This is a genomic window from Bacillus sp. RC242, assembly GCF_044908245.1.
Taxonomy (GTDB): Bacteria; Bacillota; Bacilli; order Bacillales; family Bacillaceae_G; genus Bacillus_A; species Bacillus_A mycoides.
On record NZ_JBIYCZ010000004.1, the window covers coordinates 281,766 to 307,272 of the forward strand.

Annotated in this window: 24 protein-coding genes, 1 pseudogene and 1 riboswitch; of the genes and pseudogenes, 15 read left to right on the forward strand and 10 right to left on the reverse strand. The window is 38.2% G+C overall.

Annotation, left to right across the window (positions count from 1 at the left end; all coding sequences use genetic code 11):
• Positions 1-14: 14 nt before the first annotated feature.
• Positions 15-380 (forward strand): YkvA family protein, encoded by a 366-nt coding sequence (locus ABH957_RS10500; RefSeq protein ID WP_002089647.1) that lies wholly within the window; start codon positions 15-17, stop codon positions 378-380.
• A 50-nt stretch (positions 381-430) separates the two neighbouring features.
• Positions 431-922, forward strand: coding sequence for a metal-binding protein (locus tag ABH957_RS10505; RefSeq protein ID WP_002089644.1), 492 nt, complete (start codon positions 431-433; stop codon positions 920-922).
• A 63-nt stretch (positions 923-985) separates the two neighbouring features.
• On the opposite strand, the pseudogene ABH957_RS29450 reads toward ABH957_RS10505, so the two are convergent.
• The 3 genes and pseudogenes from ABH957_RS29450 to tnpA form a co-directional block, all read right to left on the reverse strand.
• Positions 986-1,081 (reverse strand): annotated as a pseudogene (locus ABH957_RS29450) (DUF4870 domain-containing protein); the annotation flags it as partial.
• Positions 1,082-1,252: 171 nt separating this feature from the next.
• Positions 1,253-2,332: an RNA-guided endonuclease InsQ/TnpB family protein gene (locus ABH957_RS10510; protein WP_404511171.1), complete on the reverse strand. Its 1,080-nt coding sequence runs from the start codon at positions 2,330-2,332 to the stop codon at positions 1,253-1,255.
• A gap of 5 nt (positions 2,333-2,337) precedes the next feature.
• The gene (gene tnpA, locus ABH957_RS10515) at positions 2,338-2,739 is read right to left on the reverse strand and encodes an IS200/IS605 family transposase (protein ID WP_404511173.1); all 402 of its coding nucleotides are present in this window, start codon (positions 2,737-2,739) and stop codon (positions 2,338-2,340) included.
• 445 nt (positions 2,740-3,184) lie between these two features.
• Here tnpA and lldP point away from each other — a divergent pair, with 445 nt between their 5' ends.
• Together lldP and thiC are read left to right on the forward strand one after the other, a co-directional pair.
• The gene (gene lldP, locus ABH957_RS10520) at positions 3,185-4,846 is read left to right on the forward strand and encodes an L-lactate permease (RefSeq protein ID WP_404511175.1); all 1,662 of its coding nucleotides are present in this window, start codon (positions 3,185-3,187) and stop codon (positions 4,844-4,846) included.
• Between the two features lie 71 nt (positions 4,847-4,917).
• Positions 4,918-5,033: riboswitch (TPP riboswitch) on the forward strand.
• A gap of 112 nt (positions 5,034-5,145) precedes the next feature.
• On the forward strand, positions 5,146-6,906 hold the full coding sequence (gene thiC, locus ABH957_RS10525; RefSeq protein ID WP_242310176.1) for a phosphomethylpyrimidine synthase ThiC: 1,761 nt from the start codon (positions 5,146-5,148) through the stop codon (positions 6,904-6,906).
• 98 nt (positions 6,907-7,004) lie between these two features.
• On the opposite strand, the gene ABH957_RS10530 is transcribed toward thiC, so the two are convergent.
• The 3 genes from ABH957_RS10530 to cydA all read right to left on the reverse strand — a co-directional run bounded on the left by ABH957_RS10530 (position 7,005) and on the right by cydA (position 10,956).
• Complete coding sequence (locus ABH957_RS10530) at positions 7,005-8,363, reverse strand: arsenic transporter (protein WP_113936238.1); 1,359 nt, start codon at positions 8,361-8,363, stop codon at positions 7,005-7,007.
• A 219-nt stretch (positions 8,364-8,582) separates the two neighbouring features.
• The gene (locus ABH957_RS10535) at positions 8,583-9,608 is read right to left on the reverse strand and encodes a cytochrome d ubiquinol oxidase subunit II (protein ID WP_002089640.1); all 1,026 of its coding nucleotides are present in this window, start codon (positions 9,606-9,608) and stop codon (positions 8,583-8,585) included.
• Positions 9,601-10,956 (reverse strand): cytochrome ubiquinol oxidase subunit I, encoded by a 1,356-nt coding sequence (cydA, locus tag ABH957_RS10540; protein ID WP_002034780.1) that lies wholly within the window; start codon positions 10,954-10,956, stop codon positions 9,601-9,603. The genes ABH957_RS10535 and cydA overlap by 8 nt, the downstream gene beginning before the upstream one ends.
• 252 nt (positions 10,957-11,208) lie before the next feature.
• Between cydA and ABH957_RS10545 the strand changes: the two genes are divergently transcribed.
• Both ABH957_RS10545 and ABH957_RS10550 read left to right on the forward strand, forming a co-directional pair.
• Positions 11,209-11,358, forward strand: a complete 150-nt coding sequence (locus ABH957_RS10545; RefSeq protein WP_002016173.1) for a hypothetical protein — start codon at positions 11,209-11,211, stop codon at positions 11,356-11,358.
• A gap of 89 nt (positions 11,359-11,447) precedes the next feature.
• Positions 11,448-12,533, forward strand: coding sequence for a hypothetical protein (locus tag ABH957_RS10550; RefSeq protein WP_044439412.1), 1,086 nt, complete (start codon positions 11,448-11,450; stop codon positions 12,531-12,533).
• 67 nt (positions 12,534-12,600) lie between these two features.
• Here the strand turns inward: ABH957_RS10550 and ABH957_RS10555 are convergent, their stop codons facing one another.
• Complete coding sequence (locus ABH957_RS10555; protein WP_002129960.1) at positions 12,601-13,485, reverse strand: LysR family transcriptional regulator; 885 nt, start codon at positions 13,483-13,485, stop codon at positions 12,601-12,603.
• 135 nt (positions 13,486-13,620) lie between these two features.
• On the opposite strand from ABH957_RS10555, the gene ABH957_RS10560 reads away from it, so the two are divergent.
• A complete protein-coding gene (locus tag ABH957_RS10560; protein ID WP_404491477.1) occupies positions 13,621-15,621 on the forward strand; it encodes a YhgE/Pip family protein in 2,001 nt (666 codons plus the stop codon).
• A gap of 40 nt (positions 15,622-15,661) precedes the next feature.
• Here ABH957_RS10560 and ABH957_RS10565 read toward each other — a convergent pair whose 3' ends face one another.
• From ABH957_RS10565 to ABH957_RS10575, 3 genes are all read right to left on the reverse strand, one after another.
• Entirely contained in the window at positions 15,662-16,042 is a 381-nt protein-coding gene (locus tag ABH957_RS10565) for a VOC family protein (RefSeq protein ID WP_219300911.1), read from the reverse strand.
• 195 nt (positions 16,043-16,237) lie between these two features.
• A complete protein-coding gene (locus ABH957_RS10570) occupies positions 16,238-17,395 on the reverse strand; it encodes an acyltransferase family protein (RefSeq protein ID WP_404491479.1) in 1,158 nt (385 codons plus the stop codon).
• Positions 17,396-17,563: 168 nt separating this feature from the next.
• Positions 17,564-18,781 (reverse strand): dicarboxylate/amino acid:cation symporter, encoded by a 1,218-nt coding sequence (locus tag ABH957_RS10575; RefSeq protein WP_002089631.1) that lies wholly within the window; start codon positions 18,779-18,781, stop codon positions 17,564-17,566.
• A gap of 224 nt (positions 18,782-19,005) precedes the next feature.
• Here ABH957_RS10575 and ABH957_RS10580 point away from each other — a divergent pair, with 224 nt between their 5' ends.
• The 8 genes from ABH957_RS10580 (at position 19,006) to chbG (ending at position 25,478) form a co-directional block, all read left to right on the forward strand.
• Positions 19,006-19,308: a PTS sugar transporter subunit IIB gene (locus tag ABH957_RS10580; protein WP_002139105.1), complete on the forward strand. Its 303-nt coding sequence runs from the start codon at positions 19,006-19,008 to the stop codon at positions 19,306-19,308.
• Positions 19,309-19,322: 14 nt separating this feature from the next.
• Positions 19,323-20,624: a PTS cellobiose transporter subunit IIC gene (gene celB / locus ABH957_RS10585; protein WP_242247621.1), complete on the forward strand. Its 1,302-nt coding sequence runs from the start codon at positions 19,323-19,325 to the stop codon at positions 20,622-20,624.
• A gap of 9 nt (positions 20,625-20,633) precedes the next feature.
• The gene (locus tag ABH957_RS10590) at positions 20,634-20,951 is read left to right on the forward strand and encodes a PTS sugar transporter subunit IIA (protein WP_002016162.1); all 318 of its coding nucleotides are present in this window, start codon (positions 20,634-20,636) and stop codon (positions 20,949-20,951) included.
• A gap of 308 nt (positions 20,952-21,259) precedes the next feature.
• Positions 21,260-21,562: a PTS sugar transporter subunit IIB gene (locus ABH957_RS10595; protein ID WP_002089627.1), complete on the forward strand. Its 303-nt coding sequence runs from the start codon at positions 21,260-21,262 to the stop codon at positions 21,560-21,562.
• Positions 21,563-21,578: 16 nt separating this feature from the next.
• Entirely contained in the window at positions 21,579-22,886 is a 1,308-nt protein-coding gene (gene celB, locus ABH957_RS10600; RefSeq protein WP_012261997.1) for a PTS cellobiose transporter subunit IIC, read from the forward strand.
• A 183-nt stretch (positions 22,887-23,069) separates the two neighbouring features.
• A complete protein-coding gene (locus ABH957_RS10605) occupies positions 23,070-23,393 on the forward strand; it encodes a PTS lactose/cellobiose transporter subunit IIA (protein ID WP_000989054.1) in 324 nt (107 codons plus the stop codon).
• 3 nt (positions 23,394-23,396) lie between these two features.
• A complete protein-coding gene (gene celF / locus ABH957_RS10610; protein WP_002034744.1) occupies positions 23,397-24,722 on the forward strand; it encodes a 6-phospho-beta-glucosidase in 1,326 nt (441 codons plus the stop codon).
• A 51-nt stretch (positions 24,723-24,773) separates the two neighbouring features.
• Complete coding sequence (gene chbG, locus ABH957_RS10615; RefSeq protein ID WP_404491482.1) at positions 24,774-25,478, forward strand: chitin disaccharide deacetylase; 705 nt, start codon at positions 24,774-24,776, stop codon at positions 25,476-25,478.
• Positions 25,479-25,507 lie beyond the last annotated feature (29 nt).

The window sequence follows — 25,507 nt, forward strand, 5'->3', positions numbered from 1 at the left end:
AGGGAGGCTTTTGAATGAAACAAAAATTTTCAGTTGAAGCGTTTTGGAAGAAAATAAAACATGTTGCGAAGCAGGCAGGGCAGTCGGTAATCTACGCGAGTTTATTGTTGTTTTACGTTTTGCAAAGGCCGGATGTTCCAAAACGAGTGAAAATTATTGTAATCGGAGCACTTGCTTATTTCATTGCACCGATTGATGCCATTCCAGATTTCATTGCTGGAGTCGGTTATACGGATGATTTAGGTGCGTTAATGGCCGCACTATTACAAGCATCGATATACGTAAATGAAGATGTGAAAGATAAGTCGCGAGTGAAGTTGGCAGAATGGTTTGGTTCGGATATAGACACATCATTTATCGATCAAAAATTAGATCAATAGGTGAGAACTGTCATAGGATGACAGGGCGAACGTAAGCGAGGAAGTGCATTATGCCATCAGGAAGAACGCATACGAAAATAAACTTAATATCCCTTCCGGTTGTTTTGTTTATGCTCTTTTCGTATGGATTAACAAGTTTTGATTTTTTATTAACTTTTGCAATTGGCTTTTTAGTAGGTACTTCATTTTTAACACCGGATTTAGATACGTACAGTAATGCGTATAATAAATGGGGATTCCTCCGCATTTTTTGGTATCCATATAGGAGCGTAATGCCCCATCGTTCCTTCTTCACACATACGATTATAATTGGTGATATTATTCGTATTGCATACATGTTAATCGTGTTTTCTCCGTTTTTATTCCTATTAAATATAATCGCATTCGGTGGAAATTTAATAGAAATTGCGAAGGAACACGAGGTTGAAATTGTAACGTTTGTAATGGGGATTGTTGTAGCGAGTACGCTCCACATTATAGCGGATAAAGCGAATACGCGCCGAAAGAAAATGATGAGAAAAAAGAAGAAACGCAGAAGATAAAAAAACCGTCCCAAAAGGTATTTTGGGACGGTTTTTTCTGATTAATAGGTAGGTTATTCTTGTCGTATCGCCCACAATCCACACGATAATAGGGAATAAGATAGGCGCAAATAATACACTAAAGTATGATAAAGCTGCTAATATTTTGTTTCCGTTCATATATATCACCTCATAATTGAGACTCCCACGACTGAAGTCGCAAGCCCTAATCCTTACGGATTAACGGGTGGGATTCTTGAATGACTAAACGTTCGCAGTCCATTTCTGTTTTGAACAGCCTTCAAGATGAGGGCACCTCATTGCCCCTCCTAAACCAGACCATATAGGTGCTTAGGCTGATTGACTGTTACCATCAATCACAGTTGCGTAGCGAATATTCATCGCTCCAACGATATCACGATGTTTCTCAAACCCACATGGGCACTTATATTTTCTGTCTTGCGCCTTGTTCTTCTCAGAACATTTCGGACAGCTTTGACTTGTATAAGCCGGATTTACATATTCAACCTGAATACCAACTAATGTCGCTTTGTACGCAATGAATTGTGATAAACGATAGAAGGACCAAGTGTGTAGATTTTTTTCGTTTTTACGGCTTGTTCGTGCCGTCTGTCTAATATTCGTTAGTTGTTCTAATCGAATGACAGAGATATTATTATCAGTTGCAAAATTAATGATTTCACGACTTATTTTGTGGTCTTGGTCTTGCATCCATCTTTGTTCTTTATCATCAAATCGCCGAATCGCATTCACTTTTTTGTCTTTTCCTAACTTCTTACGAACACTACGAAACTTACGCTTCCTATATTTATTTTGCCTACCATTCCCAAAGAAACGAACCTTGTCATCGTCTGTGATTGCTACCGCAGGGACCTTGAGACCTAGGTCTATTCCTAAAATTTTCGTCCCTGCTCGTTCATTTGTAGGAAGTGTGACAGATATTTGGGCCATCCACTTATTCGATTTCTTTGTGATACGAAGTGTACCTAACTTATGTTTTAACAAATCCAAATTGCGATTTTTTTTATCGATTAATAAAGCACGGACCTTTAAACGAGTTGACTTTCCTTTTACCTTAAACGGGATTGAAATATGAGTGGAGTCAAATGAATAATTCTGATTGTTCCATACACAAACAGGTCTCTTTAAAATCGGAATGATTTTATACTTGCTTTTCTTTACTTTTGTAGCAAACAAACTTTTCGCGTCTTTAATTGCTTGATTCTTTACCGCACTTGGGATATTAGCTTCAATACCTTTTGTACTTTTTTTAGTGCTTTTCTTCGCTTCAACCATTTCCGATACAAGTGTATTAATGACTTTGATATACTCGTGGCTACTTTGTTCCAATAAACGGATTTGTTCTTTTGTTGGAAGCAACTTAACTTTAACTGTTATGGTTTGTGACATAAGTTTCACCCCCTTGTTTTTTGATTCTCAACATACTGTTTTATTGTCTCACTTGATACATTTCCAGCAGTAGAAACAAAATAGGAACGTGTCCATAGACTTGGCAAGTGCATGAGATGAGGAAATTCTTCTCTCAAACGCTTTGATGTCACTCCTTTAATTTTTGCCATTGTATCGGCAGGACTAAGCATTGGCAGTGTATTTAAAAACAAGTGAACGTGGTCTTTTTCACATTCCATTGCGACAATAACAATATCCAGTTCGTTACATATTTCTTGAACCAACAATTTGAAACGTTCTTCTACTTTTGTGTTTAGAAAAATCTTTCTTCTGTATCTTGGACAAAACACAAAATGATAGTTAATGAATGATACGGTTGTTTTAGTTCTTCTATAATCATTTATCATAGTTACAACGTATCAGTTCTTATCAAAAACTACAACATAAAGGAGAAAAAATAAAAGATACTACTTTGGATACTTAAAGTACCACAAACCTTGCGATTTTTAGGGGCACTTCGTATCCAACCTCACTTTCAGCCCATGCCTAAAGGCGATGGGCTTTCTCGTTCGGAAAGGACTGTAATGTCCGTTGTTATACTTTTAGTATGCGATAAATTTGGCAAGCTTCCTATCGATTAACATTACAAGAACGTGACGCTTTTGTAAGATTTCCTTTTCAAATGATAAAATTTTCAAAAAAATCTTTTTAAATGAAAATTGTTGTGATAAAATTATTGAAAACGTTTTCTTGAACGTTTTATATTTTTTAGACTTAAAGGTATGATGACCTGGTAGTCTATTGATAAGGTTATATCTTATTTAAAAGGGGATTCTTTAGGGGGAGAGAACAATGAACACATGGACACAAGTTTACGATCCGTTCGGTAACATTTGGATTTCGGCAGCAGTCGCACTTATTCCAATCATCTTTTTTTTCTTAGCTTTAGCAGTTTTCCGCATGAAGGGGTATGTGGCAGGATTTATTACAGTTGTATTAACGATTTTGGTGGCGTTATTTGCGTATAAAATGCCATTCACAATGGCAATGGCAGCGACCGGATACGGTTTCTTATACGGATTATGGCCAATTGCGTGGATTATCATTATGTCAGTATTTTTATATAAAATTTCTGTGAAAACAGGTCAATTTGATGTCATTCGTGCATCTGTATTATCCATTACGAATGATCATCGTTTACTCGTTATTTTAATCGGATTTTCATTTGGAGCATTTTTGGAAGGGGCAGCAGGATTTGGTGCACCAGTAGCGATTACGGCAGCGCTTCTGGCAGGCCTTGGGCTAAATCCTTTATATGCAGCAGGTCTTTGTTTAATCGCAAATACTGCACCAGTAGCGTTCGGAGCGATGGGGATTCCGATTACAGTTGCTGGACAAGTAACAGGCATTGATCCGCATAAAATTGGACAAATGGCTGGGCATCAATTACCGTTCTTATCTTTATTTGTTCCGTTCTTTATCGTATTTTTAATGGATGGCTTTAAAGGAGTAAAACAAACGTGGCCTGCTTTATTTGTAGCGGGTAGTTCATTTGCAATTACACAGTTTATTACAGCGACGTTTTTAGGACCAGAACTTCCGGATATTACGTCAGCGCTTGTAAGTTTAGTAAGTTTATCGCTATTCTTAAAAGTTTGGCAGCCGAAAGAAATTTATCAAACTAAGCAAGCGAATAGTGAAGTAGCCGCGGCGACGACAACGACATCTATGCCGAAACTAACGGTAGGAAAAGTAGTAAAAGCGTGGTCTCCGTTCATTATTTTGACTGTGATGGTAGTCATCTGGAGCCAGAGTTTCTTTAAAGCGTTATTCGCCCCGGGCGGCGCTTTAGAAAGTCTCGTATTTAAATTTGAAGTTCCAAGCTTGCACAATTTAGTAATGAAAGCAGAGCCTATTGTAAATAAACCAACACCTTATGAAGCAATCTTGAAATTAGATGTTTTATCAGCGACTGGAACAGCAATTTTAATTGCTTGTATCATTTCTATCTTTATTTTGAAAATGAGTGCAAAAGATGCAGTAGCAACATTTAAAGAAACGTTAAATGAACTAAAAATGCCAATTCTATCTATTGGATTCGTATTAGGATTCGCATTTATCGCAAACTATTCTGGTCTATCTTCTACATTAGCGTTAGCACTTGCTGGAACTGGCGGACTATTCCCGTTCTTCTCACCATTCTTAGGATGGATTGGCGTATTCTTAACAGGATCAGATACGTCAGCGAACGCACTGTTCTCGAATTTACAAGCAATTACAGCGCAGCAAGTCGGTGTATCTGAAGTACTTCTCGTTGCAGCAAATACAACGGGCGGTGTAACAGGTAAAATGATTTCTCCGCAATCAATTGCGATTGCTTGTGCGGCAGTTGGACTTGCTGGGAAAGAGTCAGATTTGTTCCGCTTTACATTGAAGCATAGTTTATTCTTCGTTACTATTGTTGGGATTATGACGTATGTGCAGGCTTATTATTTAACTTGGATGATTCCGTAAACAACAAAAGAAATAAACTTTGCATTTTTCAGATTATAGTGTATGATGGGAAAGTATTGAAAATTAAATCAGTGATAAACTAGGGGTGCCTAACGTATGCGTAGGCTGAGAGAGAAGCGTGTGAACTTCTTAACCCTTTGGACCTGATCTGGCTCGTACCAGCGTAGGGAAGTTAACGGCTTTACATAATTATGTCTTTATGAGCCAGGTCCTTATTCTTTTATGGACCTGGCTCTTTTTATTTTGGCATGCGCTGGCCATATCTTGTCCTTGTCACGAACAGGGGGGCAACAAAGGTTATGAAACAGTCTGTTTCAGCTGAGCAAATTGAATTGAAATCGAGTTTACCAGGAAGTAAGAAAGTGTATGTGGATGGAACACGTGAAGGTATGAAAGTACCAATGCGCGAGATTGAACAAAGCGATACGAACGGTGTTCAAAATCCGCCAATCCGTGTGTATGATACGAGTGGACCTTATACAGATCCAGAGTATAAAGTGGAGCTGGAAAAAGGGTTGCAGGCGCCGCGCCACTCTTGGACTGTGGGGCGTGGTGATGTAGAAGCATACGAAGGGCGCGAAGTGAAACCAGAGGATGACGGTGTGAAAGTGGCTTCAAAACATACACCTGTTTTCCCGCAAATGGATCGTAAGCCGCTTAGAGCGAAGCAAGGTGCAAATGTTTCGCAAATGCATTATGCGCGTAATGGCATTATTACGTCTGAGATGGAATATGTTGCGATTCGTGAAGGGGTAGAGCCTGAATTTGTTCGTAAGGAGATTGCAGAAGGTCGTGCGATTTTGCCGGCGAACATTAACCATCCTGAAGCGGAACCGATGATAATTGGACGTAATTTTCACGTGAAGGTAAATGCAAATATCGGAAACTCTGCTGTATCGTCTTCTATTGCAGAAGAAGTAGAGAAGATGACGTGGGCGACTCGCTGGGGTGCAGATACGATTATGGATTTATCTACAGGTAAAAACATTCATACAACACGTGAGTGGATTATTCGTAATGCTCCGGTACCAGTTGGAACTGTGCCAATTTATCAAGCGCTTGAAAAGGTAAACGGAATTGCAGAGGATTTAACGTGGGAAGTGTATCGTGATACGTTAATTGAGCAGGCGGAGCAAGGCGTTGATTACTTCACGATTCACGCTGGTGTATTACTTCGTTACATTCCAATTACTGCAAAGCGTATGACAGGTATTGTTTCGCGCGGTGGTTCGATTATGGCGCAGTGGTGTTTATTCCATCATAAAGAAAACTTCCTATATACTCACTTTGAAGAGATTTGTGAAATTATGAAGCAGTACGATGTTTCGTTCTCTCTTGGAGATGGATTACGTCCAGGTTCTATTGCAGATGCAAATGACGAAGCGCAGTTTTCTGAGCTTGAAACACTTGGTGAATTAACAAAAATCGCTTGGAAACATGATGTGCAAGTTATGATTGAAGGACCTGGGCATGTACCGATGCATTTAATTAAAGAAAATATGGAGAAAGAACTTGATATTTGTCAGGGTGCGCCGTTCTATACACTTGGGCCGTTAACGACAGATATTGCACCAGGTTATGATCATATTACTTCAGCGATTGGTGCTGCGATGATCGGCTGGTTTGGAACGGCGATGCTTTGTTATGTAACACCGAAAGAACATTTAGGTTTACCGAATAAAGATGATGTTCGCGAAGGGGTTATTACGTACAAAATCGCTGCGCATGCAGCCGATCTTGCGAAAGGGCATAAAACGGCTCATCAGCGTGATGATGCACTTTCAAAAGCACGATTTGAATTCCGTTGGCGCGACCAATTTAATTTATCTTTAGATCCTGAACGCGCGATGGAGTACCATGATGAAACGTTGCCAGCAGAAGGGGCGAAAACAGCGCATTTCTGTTCAATGTGTGGCCCAAAGTTTTGTAGTATGAGAATTTCACATGATATTCGTGAATATGCGAAAGAAAATGACTTAGAAACGACAGAAGCAATTGAAAAAGGAATGAAAGAGAAAGCGGTAGAATTCAAAGAAACTGGTAGTCACTTATATCAATAACACGTCACACCTCTTTACTTGATTGATCACACTGTACCTAACTTAAATATAGAAGAAGCCCCCTTTGCTAAGACGGTAGCAAAGGGGGCTTCTGTCGTCTATAAGGCGAAGAATAATTGTACCCAGTAGTATAAGAGGAATAATGTGACGACTGTTGTGAGTGGGATTACGATGAGAGATACGCTTAAATAATCTTTCCATTTCACTTTAATTTTGTTTTGTCTTAAGATATACATCCAAATGAGGGAAGCTAGTGTACCGATTGGTAATAATAGTGAACCGATGTCACTACCGATGATATTTGCGAGGTAGATCGTTTTTAATGTGACTGGATCTAGTCCCATTTCTGTTAATGTGATTGTACCAATCATAAGTGCAGGGTGGTTATTGAAGACGTTAGAGAGGAGGGAAACGAGTCCGCCCATTGCAAAGCTGGCATAGAGTAGATGCTGACTTACAACTGGTTCGAGCCAATGGACAAGCGCCGCTGTTAATCCTGCGTTATGAAGCCCGTAAATAATTACGTACATAGAGAAGGCGAAAATTAAAATGTGCCACGGTGTCTTTTTCAAAATATCGACTGGGTTTGTTCGTAAGTAGTACCATCTCCAGATGAGAAGAACGAGTGAACCGAGTACGGCAACAATTTCGATTGGAATCGATAAGAAGGATGCAACGAATAGAAGGCAGCGCATAAGGAAGACGAAGCCTAATACTTTTAACATGAATTTCGTACGTTTTTGTTTCGTATTAACAGAATTTTGTCCTTTTAACGGATGGAAGTTTTTCGTGAAGAAAATTTCTTCAATATCATATGAAGAAACAGGTAATCTTTCTGGTAGCTTTTTCTTTAAAACTGTATACATAAGCCATGACATAAACAGTAGTCCTAATGTTGCAGGTACAAACATCATAGCAGTATGCATATAAAGAGTCATATGGACGATGTTTAATGCGATTAAGTTTACGATATTACTTACACCGATTGGTGCACTAGATGCAGTGGCAATTAGAGCGCCACTTAATAAATAAGGGATTTGTTGATGAGGTTTTAATTGAAGATTTTTCAGAAGAAGGATTAAAATTGGAGTTGTAATTAAAATACTACCGTCATTATTAAATAAAAGAGTCATAAGAAAACATAGTAATTGAATGTACCAGTATAGGCGGTGTCCGGAACCTTTCGCTAAATTTGCGAGTTTTGCTGCGGACCAGTGGAAGAAGCCGAAGCTTTCTAATATAACTGCCATAACGATGGTCGCTAATATCGTTATGGAGGCGCCTCCAATTTTACTTATAATGTCTATGACGTCTGGTTTTGATACAAGTCCAGTAATGAGGATAATGCCGGCGCCGACTGCTGCCGGCCACGCCTCATTTATACCACGAGGGCGCCAAAAGATAACAATCATCGTTAAGAAGAATACAATAATAGTAATCCATATTTCAATGCTCATATTTAACCTACCTTTCTATTTTCCCTTGAACAAATGTAGCTTGTCTCAAGTTTATATAGCATTATATTCAAAAGAAAATAAGAAGAACTAGGCATCTACCTGAATCTAGTGAATATGTGTATTTTGAGCAATAAGGCAAGTATAAGTAGTAGTGTAATAACTATTAGGAGAGGAGTCTAATAAATGAGGGGCATTCAATGTGTGAATGCCCCTCATTTACTATTTTTCCTTTAAAAATGTTCGATCTTTTAAGAATAAATTCCAGAAGAAAATAAATCCTGGTAGTAAAATTGCAATCCCGATTGCGTAAAGAATAAGAAGTGCATAGAATGTTTCGACCGTCGTAAAGCTTGTAAATACAGTTACGTCCGGGTAAATGATATAAGGTAAATGGGCGACGCCGTAAGCGTAGCTTGCAAATGCATATTGAGCGACGACAGCTAAAACTGCAATGCGAGGAAAGCCTAGTGTGCCATATTTCTTATTTGTCCACCAAAGGGAAGAGTATCCGATAACAAATAAAATGATAGAGACTGTAAACCATGGGAATTGCTTTATGAGTCCTTGCATAAGCCAGTGTGTTTCAGGGTCCATTACAACGAGAGCGATAATAGCAGTCACGAGCGTTGCAGGACCAAGTATGATGGCATTTCTTCTATAAATTCGGTACGTATCTTCAGAACCTTGTTCCCTAGCAAAATCAGCAAGAAAGAGAGATGATAGAAATAGTTCCGAAGTTAGTCCGAAGAGCATATAACAATAAATAACGGGACTAGAAAGAAGTTTTCCATAAAGGAGCACTTCTTTTCCTTCAGACATCGTAATATAGGCACCTTCTGTAACTGGCAGAACGGTAATTAATAGAGCTGGGATTAAGAGCCCAGTAATACCTGAAATAATCCGAAGAAGGTGTTGGTATTTTGGCAGGGAGTAAGCAAATACCATAAAAGTACTACGAATCGCAACGAGTACTAAAATTAACATAACTGGTACAAACATAACGGTTGCAAGGGTAAAGGCCGCTTTTGGGAAGAAACCGAGAAAAGCAACGACGACAAAGACAAGAAACGTATTTGTTACTTCCCAAGTTGGTGATAAGTACCGATTAGCAAGCTTGGCAGCAAGTGTCGGGTGTTTAGCGTATACCATGCCCCAAAAACCAGCTCCAAAATCAATAGAACCTAGTATGCTATATACGAAAATAAGAGCCCATAAGATGATGATTGCAATGCTTTCCTCATGCACGAGAATCGCCTCCTTCGTGATGTAAATCATTCTTTAATGGATGTTTCTTAAAGAATGTCCGTAGTACAAAGACTGTTAAAATACCGAGTCCGATATATAAAATGATGAATAAAACAAATAAAGGACCGACGAAATCAGCGCGCGTAGAAGCATCTACCGTGCGTTGCATGCCATAAATTGTCCATGGCTGACGACCACTACAACTAAAAATCCATCCGAATTCAATACCGAGCAACATAACGGGTCCACAGGCGGCAGCTCCCCAAAGAAGCCACTTCGGTAACTCTACTCCTTTTTTTCGGTAAACAAAGTACCAATATAAGAGGGCAATAGCTGCAACTGCAAAGGTAAAGGCAGCGGTGCCAACCATTAAATTGAACAGTGTATGTGTGTAAAATGGTGGCCATGTTTCTTGCGGGAATTCCTTTAGACCTTTTACAACGGTGTTAGGGTCTAGTCCCACTAATAAGCTAAGCATGTTCGGAATTTCAAGGGCATAGTTTAGTTCAAGTGTGTTAGGGTCCACAACCCCGCCAATCGATAAAGGCGCGTGTGATGTCGTTTCAAACAAAGCTTCAGCAGATGCTAGTTTTTCAGGTGAATGTTTATGTAAGGCAATAGCAGATTCGTGTCCTGAAAGCCACATCGTAGCACCTGTGATAAATGTAACGACAAGCCCTAACAGTAATCCTTTTTTATGGTAAGCAATTTCACGAGCGCTTAAATTTTTCTTTAATAATTTAAATCCAGCGATAGAAGCGATAACAGCAGCTCCAGTTGTATAGGCCGTAATAACGACGTGGAATGCACTTGTGCCAAAGCTCGGATTAAAGAAAGCTTTCCACGGATCAACGTTAAAGACTGAGCCATCTGGATTCATTGAAAAGCCCGCAGGTGTATTCATCCATGTGTTTGCCGATGTAATAAGCACGGCGGATGCAGTGGCGCCAATCATAACGAAAAATAGCGAGATTAATCTCATAACTGGAGGGAGTTTATCAGCCGCATATACGTAAATAGACATGAATAAAGCCTCTAAAAAGAAGGCGAAAATCTCAATTTGAAACGGAACGGAAATAACTTGCCCAACAATTTTGGCGAAACCAGGCCAAAGAAGTGAAATTTGTACACCAACAATTGTTCCAGTTGGAATTGCTACACCGAGAAGGATAGCAAAAGCCTTTGTCCATCTTTTTGCCATAATGGCATAGTCGGAATCTTTCTTCCAGTGATAGAGTATTTCACTTATAAAAATCATTAAAGAAAGCCCGACTCCAAGCGTTGCAAAGATAATGTGGAATGCTAATGAAGAACCAAAAAATGCCCTTGCTAATGTTACGGTATCCATATGTATACTCCTCTTCTTTTTGCCATTATTTTCTGATTTAATTGGAAAATTTATTCAAAAAACTACCAAAAATATATATGTATTTAAAAAATGAGTACGATAATTTAATGTTTAAATATTCTAAAGAAAAAGAAATTGATATTTGGTAATATTTTATTTGTTTTTTAGGGCTGAATCTTTTATAATCTTTTATGCGAACGTAAGTTCTGTTTCCGGGATGAAGAAGTTTATGTGAAATGGAGAGGGTGTTTTATGTATCCTGAAGTCATTAAAAAGATGGCATTTTCAAGAGAGCATAGAGATTTATTATTAAAGTTGTATAATAAAGAAATTACGCGTCGTGAATATGATCGACTTGTGGAATCGCTATATAGACCTTCTAAAGAGGCTTGCGAAGGATAAGGTGGGAGAGACAATCTAAAGGATTGTCTTTTTTATATTTGCGTATGTTCTGGTAAAATTAAGGTTAGCCTTAAAAGGAGGTGAAAAGCTTGCGAAAACGTTTATATATAGGGATTGGGGTTATTCTCTTAATCGCTTTAGGTGGAGTTGTATTTTGGTCAGCTTTACAAGGAAATCGTACCGAGCATTTTATTTTACGACATATGGTGAATGAAAATGGAACACTTGCAACGTATCGCTTAGAGGATACAAAGGCAGGTAAGGGTGAAGCGAAGGGCCGTGAAGCTTTATCAGAATCTGCAGGGTTATGGCTACAATATACACTTGATAAAGATGATCAAGCTTTATTTGATGAACAAGTGAAGGTTATTCAAAATAACTTTGTACACAAGGATCGCATCGTTATATGGAAAATCTCTGAAAAGGGAGAAATGCAGTCAGCTACTAATGCACTTATCGATGATCTTCGTATTATAGAACAATTATATCGTGCTTATGAAATGTACAAGGAAGATCGCTATAAAAACCTTGCAGATCAATTGAGTGATTCTGTACTTCGTTATAATAAAAAAGGTAATTATTACGTTGATTATTACGATGCAGATACAGGGAAACAAAATAACTTTGCAACAACATCTTACATAAATCCGCATGCATTCTCTTATATGAAAAAGTATGGAAAAATTTCTGCACAGCAGTATCAGGAAGTTGTTCAGTTTTTAGCGGATTATCCAAGGCAGGGCTGGGCATTCCCGAAAGAGTATAAAGATGATGGGACATTTACGTACGATAAAGAAGTGAATCTTATTGATCAATCATACGTTGCTTATCATCGTAGTTTAGGCGGTCTTTCATCAGATGCTTATTTGGAATTTATAAAGAAGAAATTTCGCGAAGACGAAAAGTTATATGGTCGTTATAACTTAGAAACGGGAAAACAAGCTGTGAACTATGAATCACCAGCATCTTACGGATTAACAATTTTGTACGTACTACAAACAGGTGATACAAAGTTTGCGAAGGAATTGTATGAGCGGATGAATACATTCCGAAATGATAATGTATTTAGTAGATATTATGGTGGATATGTAACAGGTGAGAATAATAATACACATATTTTCGATAACGTATTGCCGCTTTTAGCGGAAATGGAATTGGATAAGAGTAAAAAATAGAAGGTGCCACCCTATGGGGATGGTACCTTTTATTTGTGTCGTTATTTGTTTGTAAAGCGATATAATTTTACGCCCTAATATTGGAGAAGTAATCAATCACGAATTCACGAAATTGCTGGGCGGTGTTTGATAAATAGCGCTTCTTCGACCAACTTAAGCCGATAGTTCGTTCGCAATTAGGTTCAATGATACGTAACTTATTTGATGCTAAAGTAGAGTTTTTTAATAAAGTTAAACTTGGGACAAAGGCGATGCCAAGACCTTGCTTAATGAGATCGCTAATCACGGTTGGTTCATCTACTTCAAAAGCGATATGTGGAGTGAAACCAGCTTTTTTACAAAATTCATCTGTTAAGTGCCGAAATCCGTAACCAGTGTTCATACTAATAAACGATTCGTCTTTTACTTCATGCAAATAGATACTTTCGCGGTTTGATAACCGATGTCCTGAAGGAACAGCTAAGAAAATTTCTTCTGTGATAAGTGGTTCCCAAACCATTTCCTCGCCTTCAATTGGTACAGAGGAGATACAAAAATCAATTTCCATATTATCTAGTTGCCGTTTCATAGAAGGAGTAGATGCGAGAAATTGTTGGAATCGAACGTTAGGGTGTTCTAGTAAAAAAGAACCGAGTAACTCGGGTAGTATTCTTGGAATAGAAACTGCAAGTGTAATAGAGCCTTGTTGTAATTCAGCTAAATCTTTAATTTCGCGTTCCCCTTCACTTAATTCATGAAAAATGCGTTCTACTCGTTTTAAAAATACTTTGCCGAAAGAGTTTAATGTAATCTGTCGACCTTGGCGATCAAATAAGGGGACGCCTAAGTCCTTTTCTAGTCTAGCGATTGTTTTACTGAGTGAAGGCTGCGCGATATGCAATTCTTCAGCTGCTTTTGTCATATGTTCTAGTCGTGCGACTGTCTGAAAGTATTTTAATTGAAGAAGTTCCACTTCGAATCTCCTTTCTATAGACCAAAAGGAATGAATTGATAATTAAAGATGTATTATACAGTATGGAAAGTGACGTGTATAGTAAATCTGTTAAACCATTCGAAGGGTGTTAAATTAGGAGAAGGAGTATGTTTCATGAAGGGAATTCAACTTATATTTAAAGATTGGAAGGCGATGTGGAACCATAAACATGGACGTATCGCTTTAATTTTTTTATTAATCGTTCCTTTAATTTATTCAGGATTCTTCTTAGCTGGATATTGGGATCCGTACGGAAAATTAGATAAATTACCTGTTGCAGTTGTTAATTTAGATAAGGGTGCTGTGATGGATGAAAAAACAATCCAGGCTGGAGACGATTTTGTTGAAAATTTAAAAGAGAATAAGGAATTGGCGTTTCATTTCGTATCAGAAAAAGATGCTGATGAAGGGCTAAAAGAAGATAAGTATTATATGGTGGTTACGATTCCGGAGGAGTTCTCTAAAAAGGTAAGTACACTAATGGATGAGAAACCAGAGCCGGCGAGGCTGCAGTACAAAGTAAATCCAGGGAAAAACTTTGTAGCAGCTCAAATTGGAACGACAGCTGTTGAAAATATGAAAACAAAAATTTCAAATAGTATTACGAAATCTTATACAGAAGGTGTCTTTTCAAAGTTTCAAGATTTGGCACAAGGGTTGGGTGATGCAAGAAATGGCGCTGAGAAGTTGCACGAAGGAACGACGGATGCGAAAAATGGGGCGAATCAGCTTGCAGATGGTATTCATCGTTTAAATGATGGAACAGTGAAGTTAAAAGAAGGAAGTGATAAGCTTGCCTCTAGTCAATCGGCCTTAACTGGGGGAGCAAATGAGCTTAGTCAAGGAGCGACATCACTTCATAATGGTATGGAGCTGCTAGCACAAGGTGAGAAGTCTTTACAATCAGGAGTTAGTGAATTAAGTGCTGGTACAAATGAATGGGTGAACGGAAGTGAGAAACTTGCTGAAGGGCAAGTGAAAGCGGACAATGCAGCAAATAGTGTAAAACAACAATTAGAAGAGTACGTGAAAAGTCATCCAGAAGTGCAGCAAGATCCTGCTTTTCAAAAGATCATTGCTACTTCTAACGGATTAGCTAAAGCAACAAACACTTTAAATAATAGCCAACAACAATTGACACAAGGTGCGCGGAAGCTTACTGATGGTCAGCATAAGATTGAGGAAGGCATGAATACATTCGGAGTTAAGTTAAACGAAGCTACCGCTGGAACGAAAAAGATAGCAGATGGTACTTCGAATTTAGCTGATGGATTTACGAAGTGGGGAAATGGATTTACATCATTACAAGAAGGTGTAAATCACCTTGCGAGTGGCGGAACAGAGCTGAATCATGGTGCTGATAAGTTAACGAACGGACTTGTTAAACTTGACGATGGTACGAAAGAACTTTCTACGAAATTGGGAGAGGGCGCAGAGAAGATAGCGGATGTTCGCAATGATGATGCACGCAATACGATGTTCTCAGAGCCGGTTCAATTAGTGAAGTCGACAGTTTCTGATGTGCCTAACTACGGTTCAGGTATTGCACCATACTTTTTATCACTGGCATTTTATGTTGGCGGAATTATGGCATCGAATATTTTACCTCTTGGCCGTAGACAAAATATGAAGGTAAGCGGAACAGTACATTTTATTAATAAACTAGGATTGGTATATTTAATTGGACTTATTCAAGCATTACTTGTGGATGTGGCTGTGCTAGGAGTTATGAAATTAGAAGTTGCAAGTGTGCCACTCTTTGTTTTATCAAGTATCGTTATTTCCTTTACGTTCATGACATTTATTCTTATGCTAGTAACGGTATTTGGTCTTGTTGGAAAGTTCTTAGCAGTAACGCTTCTCGTCCTGCAATTAGCGGCGAGCGGGGGGACTTTCCCAGGAGAATTAAATATAGCTGTTCTTAGCAAAATTGGACAGTTTCTCCCAATGTCCCATTCTCTTAGAGGATTACAAGATGTTATCTCTTTAGGAGATTGGTCACAATTAAAAATGCAAATTTTAATATTGTTATGCTATCTCGTTGTTGCTGGCGGAATTGCTTGGATTACGAGTCATATACAACATAGGGAAACGAATGCAGAACAAGTTTCTTAAAATGAAAGAAGCTATCCGTTTTTTTAGGATAGCTTCTTTTTTATTTACGTTCCATTACCGCAAAGTAATTATTTTCATTATCAGCAAAGTTGAATGCTCTACCAGTAGGTAAATCTACAACTTGTCCAACTGTAACGTTTTTCTCAGAAAGATCTTTATACAGTTGATCTAAGTTATTAGAGAAGAACATAAGTGAAGGTGTATTTAAGTTTAATTCAGGTTGCATCTTCGCAATTAACGCCTTATCGTGAAGGACGATGCTTGTTCCAGCTTCTTTTGCCGGCGCAATTTCAATCCAGCGAAATCCTTGACCGTTATTTTCTTCCGCAACGATTTGGAATCCTACTGTTTCTGTCCAAAATTGTACTGATTCATCTTGGTTATTTACATATAACATAATTTGTCCAATTTGATTAATCATAGGTGTGTCCTACTTTCTTTTCTTATATGAAATACTATCCCGCATTAACGGGCAGTAAGACCCCTACCTCAAAATTCAGCAAAAGAAAAGAAGTTAAGTGGGGATCGGGCTGCCCGTTAATGCCCGATTGGTGAGGGCTGATAATCAGTGGGGGATGAAGAACCCCTCCACTGATTAAAGTTTCACTTTATTATATCAAAGATATGGTTTGAATACCTTTTCGTGATTTTTCCGAAGTACAATCTTCGCCCATTTCATATTTGTCGTAGGGGAAGGCCCTGTAACCCACGTGTGAAATGGTAGTATGCTACCAATGACCATTGCTGAAATAGAGGTTGTGGTCGTTAATATAAATAATAATAGGCTATATAATATTGTGTTTTCTTGCAATGTAAATAAAGAAAGAAATTTTGTACATAGTTGTAAGAAGAAAAAATGAGCTAAATAAGCGCCATACGTGTAATTCCCGATAAAGCGTAAAGCTTTATATAAGAAACCACGTCGCTGTACAATTGTAATAGATAACACGTACAGTATCATAATTTCACAAACAATATATAAAAACATGGACGGTTTTATATAAGTAGAAACCGTTAAATGAATAGAATTGGCGCCGTAAAAACTAAATAACTCATAATTGATGAATAAAAATAAGATGAAAAATAGTATTGTGATAAGCGGAATATGTTTCATGACAAATATACGCCAAGTTTTTAATGATACAGCAGCTATTCCTCCCATGACGAAATAGAATGAGTAGAAGAAGAAGGAACGATCTGTATAATGTAAAATGGTTGAACTAGTCAGTTTCTCTCCATTAAAAATGTAGTGGGAAGAATACCACATTAAGAAGAAATATAGACAAGCGAAAATGGTCATATATTTATATATGTCTTTTTTATTTTCTGTTCGTTTTTGAAACCAATAAAATAGTGTGCATAGTAACGGGAACAATAAGTGAATTTGGAACATCATAATAACGTACCAAAGATGAGGTGCAGCTGTTCCGAGTAATAAACTTTTTATTCCGCCTTGTAGTGTAATGACATCGTTTGTTGTTAATAGATAAAGAATAGACCAAAAGAAATAAGGGATGAGTAAATGTGTGGATTTTTCATAAATATACTCTGTATAAACGAGTTTCTTCGTATATTGCCGAATTAAATGGAAGCCGACGATAAATATGAATGCAGGTGCTGAAAATTTTGCAAGATTAAATAGCATGCCCATAATGAGGGATTGCTCGAGTAAGACATTTCCTTGATTCATTGTATATAATAAGGAACTTTGCAAAACGACAGCAAGAAATGCAATGCTTTGCAAAACTTTGAATTCTGGTGCGCTTTGAGTCATTGTATCCATCTCCTTTTCCATACATGATTATAGTACGGAGAATGGATAATGGATGTGGAATATTTGTGAAGATTATAACAAAATTGTGGCGGGATGGGATTATATCGACGTTTCGACAAATAACAACAAAAAAGAGGATGCTCAAAGCGAGCATCCTCTTTCTATATATTAAGCAAATTTATTTTTGATCCAGTTTTTACCTTCTACAAGGCGAGCTGTCATTACGGCACAAGCGTTATCTCCTGTTACGTTTAACACTGTTGCAGGAGGATCGATGATTGTACTAATTGCTGCGATAATTGGCAATGCTTCTGGTGGGAATCCGTATAGAGAAACGATTAACATTTCACCAATCATACCCCCGCCCGGAATAGCACCCATTACTGTTCCTACTAATAGAGAAACAACAAGTGCAATTGCTAATGTTTTCGGTCCTTCGAATTCCATGTTGAAAATACCGAATAAGAAAGCAATTTTTAATACGCCGCCTAAAACAGATCCGTCTTTATGAAGTGTAGATCCAAGAAGGACAACTGTTTCACGAACGTCAGAAGAAATACCCATTTTCTTCGTTGCTTCTAAGTTCGATGGAATACTTGCGGCACTACTACAAGTTGCAAGTGATGTAACTGTAGGAGAGACCATGTTCTTCCAAAATATTTGTACACCTTGTTTGCGACCTGCAAGGTACGCATAGAATGTAAAGAATACAAAGAAGTAAATAAGAGAAGCTGGATAGTATACCATTGCAGCTCGGAAGTAAGTTCCAAGAAGTTGTGGTCCGAATTCACCAACTAATGCTGCGAAGTAGGCAGCTAGTCCGATTGGAGCGTAGTACATAATGAAAGATACGACTTTCATTGAAATTTCTGCACCAGCTTGTAGGAATGTAGCGAATGGTTTCCCTTTTTCACCAACTGCTGAAGTTGCAACCCCCATTAAGATAGAGAAGAAAATAAGAGCTAGCATGTTCTCGCGAGATAGTAACTTTGAAAAGTCTGATACTGTTATGATACCAACAATTTGATCAGCAACACTAACTGCTTTTTCAGCTTTATCAGGCTGCGTTAGTTCTAATACAACACCTTGTGCTGGCGGGAATACTTTCACGATAATAATCATAAAAATAGCAGCTAAAATACTTGTAAATAAGAAAGTTCCAGCCATACTAGACATAATTTTACCGAAACGTTTTAATCCATCCATATTAGCAATAGATGACGCGATGCTAAAGAACACTAACGGTACAACAATCGTAAACATTAAGTTTAAGAAAATGTCACCAAGCGGCTTTAAAGCAACTGCATCGGCACCCATGAAATAACCAATGAAACCACCAATTAGGATAGAAGATAATAAAATAAGCGGAAAGCGATATGCCTTCATAAATATATCCTCCTATCGATTATAAAAAATCATACTGAATCATTATAGCGAGTTAGAGACTTCTTTACTAGGAAAATACGGATAGATGGAATAGCGTGAAAACCGAGAAATTTTTGTTTTTAAGCTCGGCATACAGTTAGAAATCTAGACATATATATTTGTAACCTAGTGGTGGCAAGGGCTACACCATAACTTAGGTTTGGAAAAAGGGGGAGGGGAGCGAGATGAATATTTTACTTTGCTGTGCAGCGGGAATGTCTTCCAGTTTGATTGTTACAAAAATGGAGAAAGCAGCAGAGGCAAGAGGGATAGAGGTAAAGATTTGGGCAGTATCAGGTTCAGAAGTGCGAAATCATATTGATACTGCAGATGTACTTTTACTTGGACCGCAAGTACGTTATTTATTACCGAAAATGAAGGAATTATGTAAGGAGAAGGGAATACCTGTTGATGTCATTCAATCCGTCCATTACGGACTTTGTAATGGAGAGGCTATCTTACAAGCAGCTTTGTCCATGAAACCATGAGGAGAGTGGGATAGATGATAAAGTTTTTAGAGAAATATGTGATGCCAGTGGCAGGGAAGGTTGCAGAGCAGAGGCATTTGCAAGCGATTCGTGATGGAATTGTTTTAACGATGCCTTTCTTAATTATTGGATCATTTTTCCTTATTATTAGTGCATTACCAATACCAGGATATAATGATTTTATGGCAGGTTTATTTGGTGAGAATTGGCAGAGGGCTTTAGGGTATCCAGTTAGTGCAACTTTTAATATAATGGCTTTAATAGCCGTTTTTGGAATCGCTTACAGACTTGGAGAATATTATAAAGTGGACGCTTTAGCATCTGGAGCATTGTCGCTTGTGACGTTTTTACTTGCAACTCCATTTCAAGTTGCATATATTATACCAGGCACGAAGGAAAGTGTGATTGTAGATGGAGCAATCCCAGCGGCGCTAATGGGAAGCCAAGGTTTATTTGTAGCGATGATTATTGCAATTATATCTACTGAACTTTATCGGTTTATTGTACAAAAAAAGATGATTATAAAGATGCCGGAGACAGTTCCACCAGCTGTGACACGTTCATTTGCGGCACTTGTTCCAGGTTTTATTGTTGTAACGGTTATTTGGATTTTGCGCTTAATTATAGAAAATACTTCTTTTGGCAGTATCCATAATATTGTGGGGCAAATTTTACAGGAACCACTTAGTGTACTTGGTGCTAGTCTTTGGGGCGCAATAATAGCAGTTATTCTCGTTCATGTTCTTTGGTCGTGTGGAATTCATGGTGCTACTATTGTTGGTGGTGTAATGAGCCCTGTTTGGTTGTCGTTAATGGATCAAAACCGAGTTGCTTTCCAAGCAGGGCAAGATGTACCGAATACAATTACCGCACAGTTTTTTGATTTATGGATTTATATGGGTGGTTCTGGTGCAACACTCGCTTTAGTTGTAGGAATGTTACTATTTGCGCGAAGTCAGCAATTAAAAAGTTTAGGGCGATTGTCAATTGCGCCTGGTATATTTAATATTAATGAAATGGTAACTTTTGGTATGCCGATTGTAATGAATCCAATTTTACTTATTCCATTTATACTGGTTCCAGTTGTGTTAACGGTTGTTTCTTACTTTGCAATGGAATGGGGATGGGTCGCACGTCCGAGCGGAGCGGCTGTACCTTGGACGACACCTATTCTTTTTAGTGGATATTTAGGATCAGGCGGGAAAATTTCAGGTGTTGTTTTACAACTTGTTAACTTTGCACTTGCATTCTTTATTTACTTACCGTTCTTAAAAATATGGGATAAACAAAAAGTAGCGGAAGAAAAGGGGGAGTAAAGAACTAAAATGGATACGATAGAGACGAAAGCTTTTCACTTAATTTTGCATGGTGGTAATGCGAGAAGCTGCTCAATGGAAGCAATTGATTGTGCAAAGCGCGGTGAATTTCAGGAAGCAGAAGCGAAACTACAAGAAGCTTTAAATGAATTGCAAGAGGCGCATCGCTTACAAACAGAGCTCATACAGAAAGAGGCTGCCGGGGAAAAAACCGAAGTTACCCTTCTGATGGTGCATGCACAAGATCATTTAATGAACGCAATTACGGTGAAGGAATTGGCGAGTGAGTTTGTAGAATTATATAGGAAGATGTCGGTGGATGAATGAACCTTGCTTAGGCAAGGTTTTTTTATGTGTTAAAAAATAATTTAGTGTTTTTTTGTTTAAACACAACTAGACAACTAAACACTAATCTATTTTCATACAGTTATGTGTTAAAAGTGAGGTGTTTTATAACACACTGTGTGTTTTCTGGGGGACACACTGATTGAAAGCGGTAACACACAAAGAAATCACTCGAAAAAACGCTGATTTTAGGCGTTTTGAAAAGTTGGCACGCTAATTGCAATAATAAATAGCGTAAAGAAAAATAAATAAAACATAAAATTTTTATACTACACAAGGGGGATTTATAAATGAATATTTTATTATGTTGTTCAGCAGGGATGTCTACAAGTTTACTAGTTACAAAAATGGAAGCGGCTGCAAAAGCTCGTGGTCTAGAAGGTAAAATTTGGGCTGTATCTGGGGATGCAGTAAAAAACAATATCGATCAAGCAGATGTATTATTACTAGGACCACAAGTTCGTTACATGCTTTCTACAATGAAAACGCTTGCCGATGAGAAAAATGTTGGAGTCGATGTTATTAACTCAATGCACTACGGCATGATGAATGGAGAAGCAGTTTTAGATCACGCATTAACACTTAAAAAATAATTAGGGGGGAAGCGAAATGCAAAAATTTATTGCATTTATGGAGAAGTATATTGTTCCTGTCGCTGGTAAAATCGGATCGCAACGTCACTTAGCTGCGATCCGTGATGGATTTATTGCAGTTATGCCACTTATTTTAGTTGGTGCATTGGCATCACTAATTAATGGTTTTCCGTCTGAAGCTTTCCAAGAGTTCATGAAAGGTTTGTTTGGTGAAACGTGGAAACAAGTTGGCGGTGGAATGTGGACTGGTTCTTTCGCAATTCTAGCACTAATCATAGCATTTACAACAAGTTATAACTTAGCAAAATCTTACGGCGTTGATGGTTTGTCAGCAGGTATTATTTCATTTGGTGCGTTAATTATTCTTACGCCAACAACACCGAAAGAAGGCGGATTGAACTTAGCTTGGACAGGGGCACAAGGGCTATTTGTAGCAATTATCGTGGCACTCCTTGTTACTGAGGTATTCCGTTTCTTTGTACAAAGAAACATTACTTTTAAAATGCCTGATGGAGTACCACCAGCAGTTTTAAGATCTTTCGCAGCTATAGTTCCAGCATTTGTTATCTTAACAGCAGTTGCAGGTATTCAATTAGCAGTGAAATTAGCTGGTACAAGTGTTCATGAATTTATCTTTAATACGATTCAATCACCACTGCAAAGTTTAGCAGGGACATTACCAAGTGCAATTGTCATTGTACTCCTTGTTCATCTTCTTTGGTTCTTCGGTTTACATGGGCCAAATATCGTTGGTGGTATTATTGAGCCATTATACTTACCGGCATTAGAGAAAAATATGAAGTTATTCCAAGGTGGTACATCTGCATTTGATGTTCCAAACATTATTACAAAACCATTCTTTGATACTTTTGTATATCTTGGTGGTTCTGGTGCAACATTAGCGTTCTTAGTGGTCGTATTACTTGTAGCAAAAAGTGCACAATTACGCGGTGTATCTCGCTTATCAATTGGACCAGGTGCATTCAATATTAACGAACCAGTAATCTTTGGTACACCAATTATTTTAAATCCAATTTTATTCTTACCGTTTATCCTAACACCAATTGTATTAGTAATTACTTCTTATACAGCTCTATCTATTGGTTGGGTACCAAAAACAGTTGTGATGATTCCATGGGCAACACCACCAATTATTAGTGGTTATCTTGTAACAGGTGGACATCTTTCAGGTGCAATTCTACAGTTATTCAACTTTGTAATTGCGATGGTAATCTACTATCCATTCGTTGTATTATCTGACCGTTCTGTTGTTCGTACTGAAAAAGCAGCAGCACAAGGAAATAACAACTCTGTACCTATGTAACATAAAGATTGTTCTCACAGACGATATTGTCTGTGAGAACAATTACCTTTATATCATGTTCAGAAAGATGAAACCCATCTACAAGAACACCAAACTATCATTAATAAAATAATAATTTAATAGAAATGTTCAAACTGAAGGGGTATTTAAATCGGTTGAACCATAATAGAGAGGGCGGTAATTATGATGACTACAGCAGAACAAATTCCATTCCAATTAATTTTAAATAGTGGTAATGCACGAAGCTTTGCAATGGAGGCACTGCAATTCGCCAAACAGGGGAAAATGGCAGAAGCTGATGAAGCGATGGTAAAGGCGAAAGAAGCGATTAATGAAGCGCATCATTTCCAAACAGAGCTCATACAATCAGAAGCAAGAGGGGAAAAAACAGAGATTAGTGTTCTCTTAATTCATGCGCAAGATCATTTAATGAATTCTATTACGGTAAAAGAATTAGCGGCAGAATTTATTGACCTTTATAAAAAGCTAGAAGCGAAAGGGGAATAAAGCATGACTGGAATTAAAATTGCTACAATCGGCGGTGGCTCTAGTTATACACCAGAGTTAATTGAAGGGTTTATTAAACGTTATGACGAGCTTCCTGTTCGTGAAATTTGGTTAGTAGATATTGAGGCAGGAAAAGAGAAGTTAGAAATCGTTGGTGACTTAGCGAAACGTATGGTGAAAAAATCAGGTTTACCAATTGATATTCATTTAACACTTGATCGCCGTGAGGCATTAAAAGATGCTGACTTCGTAACAACGCAGCTTCGCGTTGGTTTGTTAGAAGCACGTGCAAAAGATGAAGCAATTCCATTAAAATATGATGTAATTGGTCAGGAAACGAATGGTCCTGGTGGTTTGTTCAAAGCGCTGAGAACGATTCCTGTTATTTTAGATATTTGTAAGGATATGGAGGAACTTTGTCCGAATGCATGGTTAATTAACTTTGCGAATCCGGCTGGTATGGTAACAGAAGCTGTCCTTCGTTATACAAACATTCAAAGAGTAGTTGGTCTGTGTAACGTTCCAATTGGAATTCGTATGGGTCTTGCGAGATTACTTGAAGTAGATGCAAGCCGGGTACACGTTGATTTCGCTGGTTTAAATCATATGGTATACGGATTAGATGTATACTTGGATGGCGTAAGCGTAATGGATCGTGTATTAGAACTTGTAACAGATCCAGAAAAGCAAATTACGATGGAAAACATTGCTGCGCTTAACTGGGAGCCAGACTTTATTCGCGGTCTTCGTGCAATTCCGTGTCCATATCATCGTTACTACTATAAAACACGTGAAATGTTGGAAGAAGAGAAAGCAGCTTCGATTGAAAAAGGTACACGTGCAGAAGTAGTAAAACAATTAGAAGATGATTTATTCGAGCTATATAAAGACCCGAATTTAGATATTAAGCCACCACAATTAGAAAAGCGCGGCGGAGCTTATTATAGTGACGCAGCATGTAGCTTAATTACGTCTATTTACAATAATAAAGGTGATATCCAGCCTGTTAATACACGAAACAACGGAACAATTGCAAGCTTGCCACATGATTCGGCTGTTGAAGTGAACTGTATTATTACGAAAGAAGGTCCAAAACCAATTGCGGTCGGAGACTTACCGGTACCAGTTCGCGGTTTAGTACAGCAAATTAAATCATTTGAGCGCACAACAATTGAAGCTGCTGTTACAGGGGATTATCATAAGGCGCTGCTTGCTATGACAATTAACCCACTTGTACCATCAGATAAAGTTGCAAAACAAATTTTAGATGAAATGTTGGAAGCACATAAAGAACATCTTCCACAATTCTTTAAGAAGATAGAGAAATAAAAAGCGGCGCTGTTTAGCCCGCTTTTTTTAATTCTAGTAGGAGGTATTGCGATGATTAAACTAATTGTAAATGCAGATGATTTCGGTCTTACGGAAGGTACAAATTACGGAATTATTGATGGACATAAAAACGGGATTGTAAATTCAACGACGATGATGATGAATATGCCAGGGACAGAGCATGCCGTACGCTTAGCGAAAGAGTATAAAACGTTAGGAGTAGGAGTTCATCTCGTATTAACGGCAGGAGAACCGCTTCTTAAAGACGTTCCATCACTTGTAAGTAGCGATGGATTGTTTCATAAACAAAGTGTTGTATGGGAAGGAAATATAAATCCAGAAGAGGTAGAAAAAGAATGGACTGCTCAAATTGAGAAGTTTTTATCTTACGGATTAACACCAACTCATTTAGATAGTCATCATCACGTGCATGGATTACCGCTTTTACATGACGTTCTTGAGAGATTAGCGGCTAAGTATAATGTTCCAATTCGTCGTTGTGAAGAAGAGCGAGCGGTGCGCCCATTTTCAGATGTGTTTTACAGTGACTTTTACGCTGACGGTGTGACGGAAGATTACTTTGTGCAGTTAAAAGAAAGAGTACAGGATGAGCAAACGGTAGAAATTATGGTGCATCCAGCTTATATTGACCCAGAGCTTGTGAAGCGTTCTTCTTACGTAATGGATCGCGTGAAAGAGTTGCGTATTTTAACGGAGAGTGAGTTGCCTGAGGGAATGGAGCTTGTGAAGTTTTAATAGGCAAACGACGGCTAAATGGGGCCGTC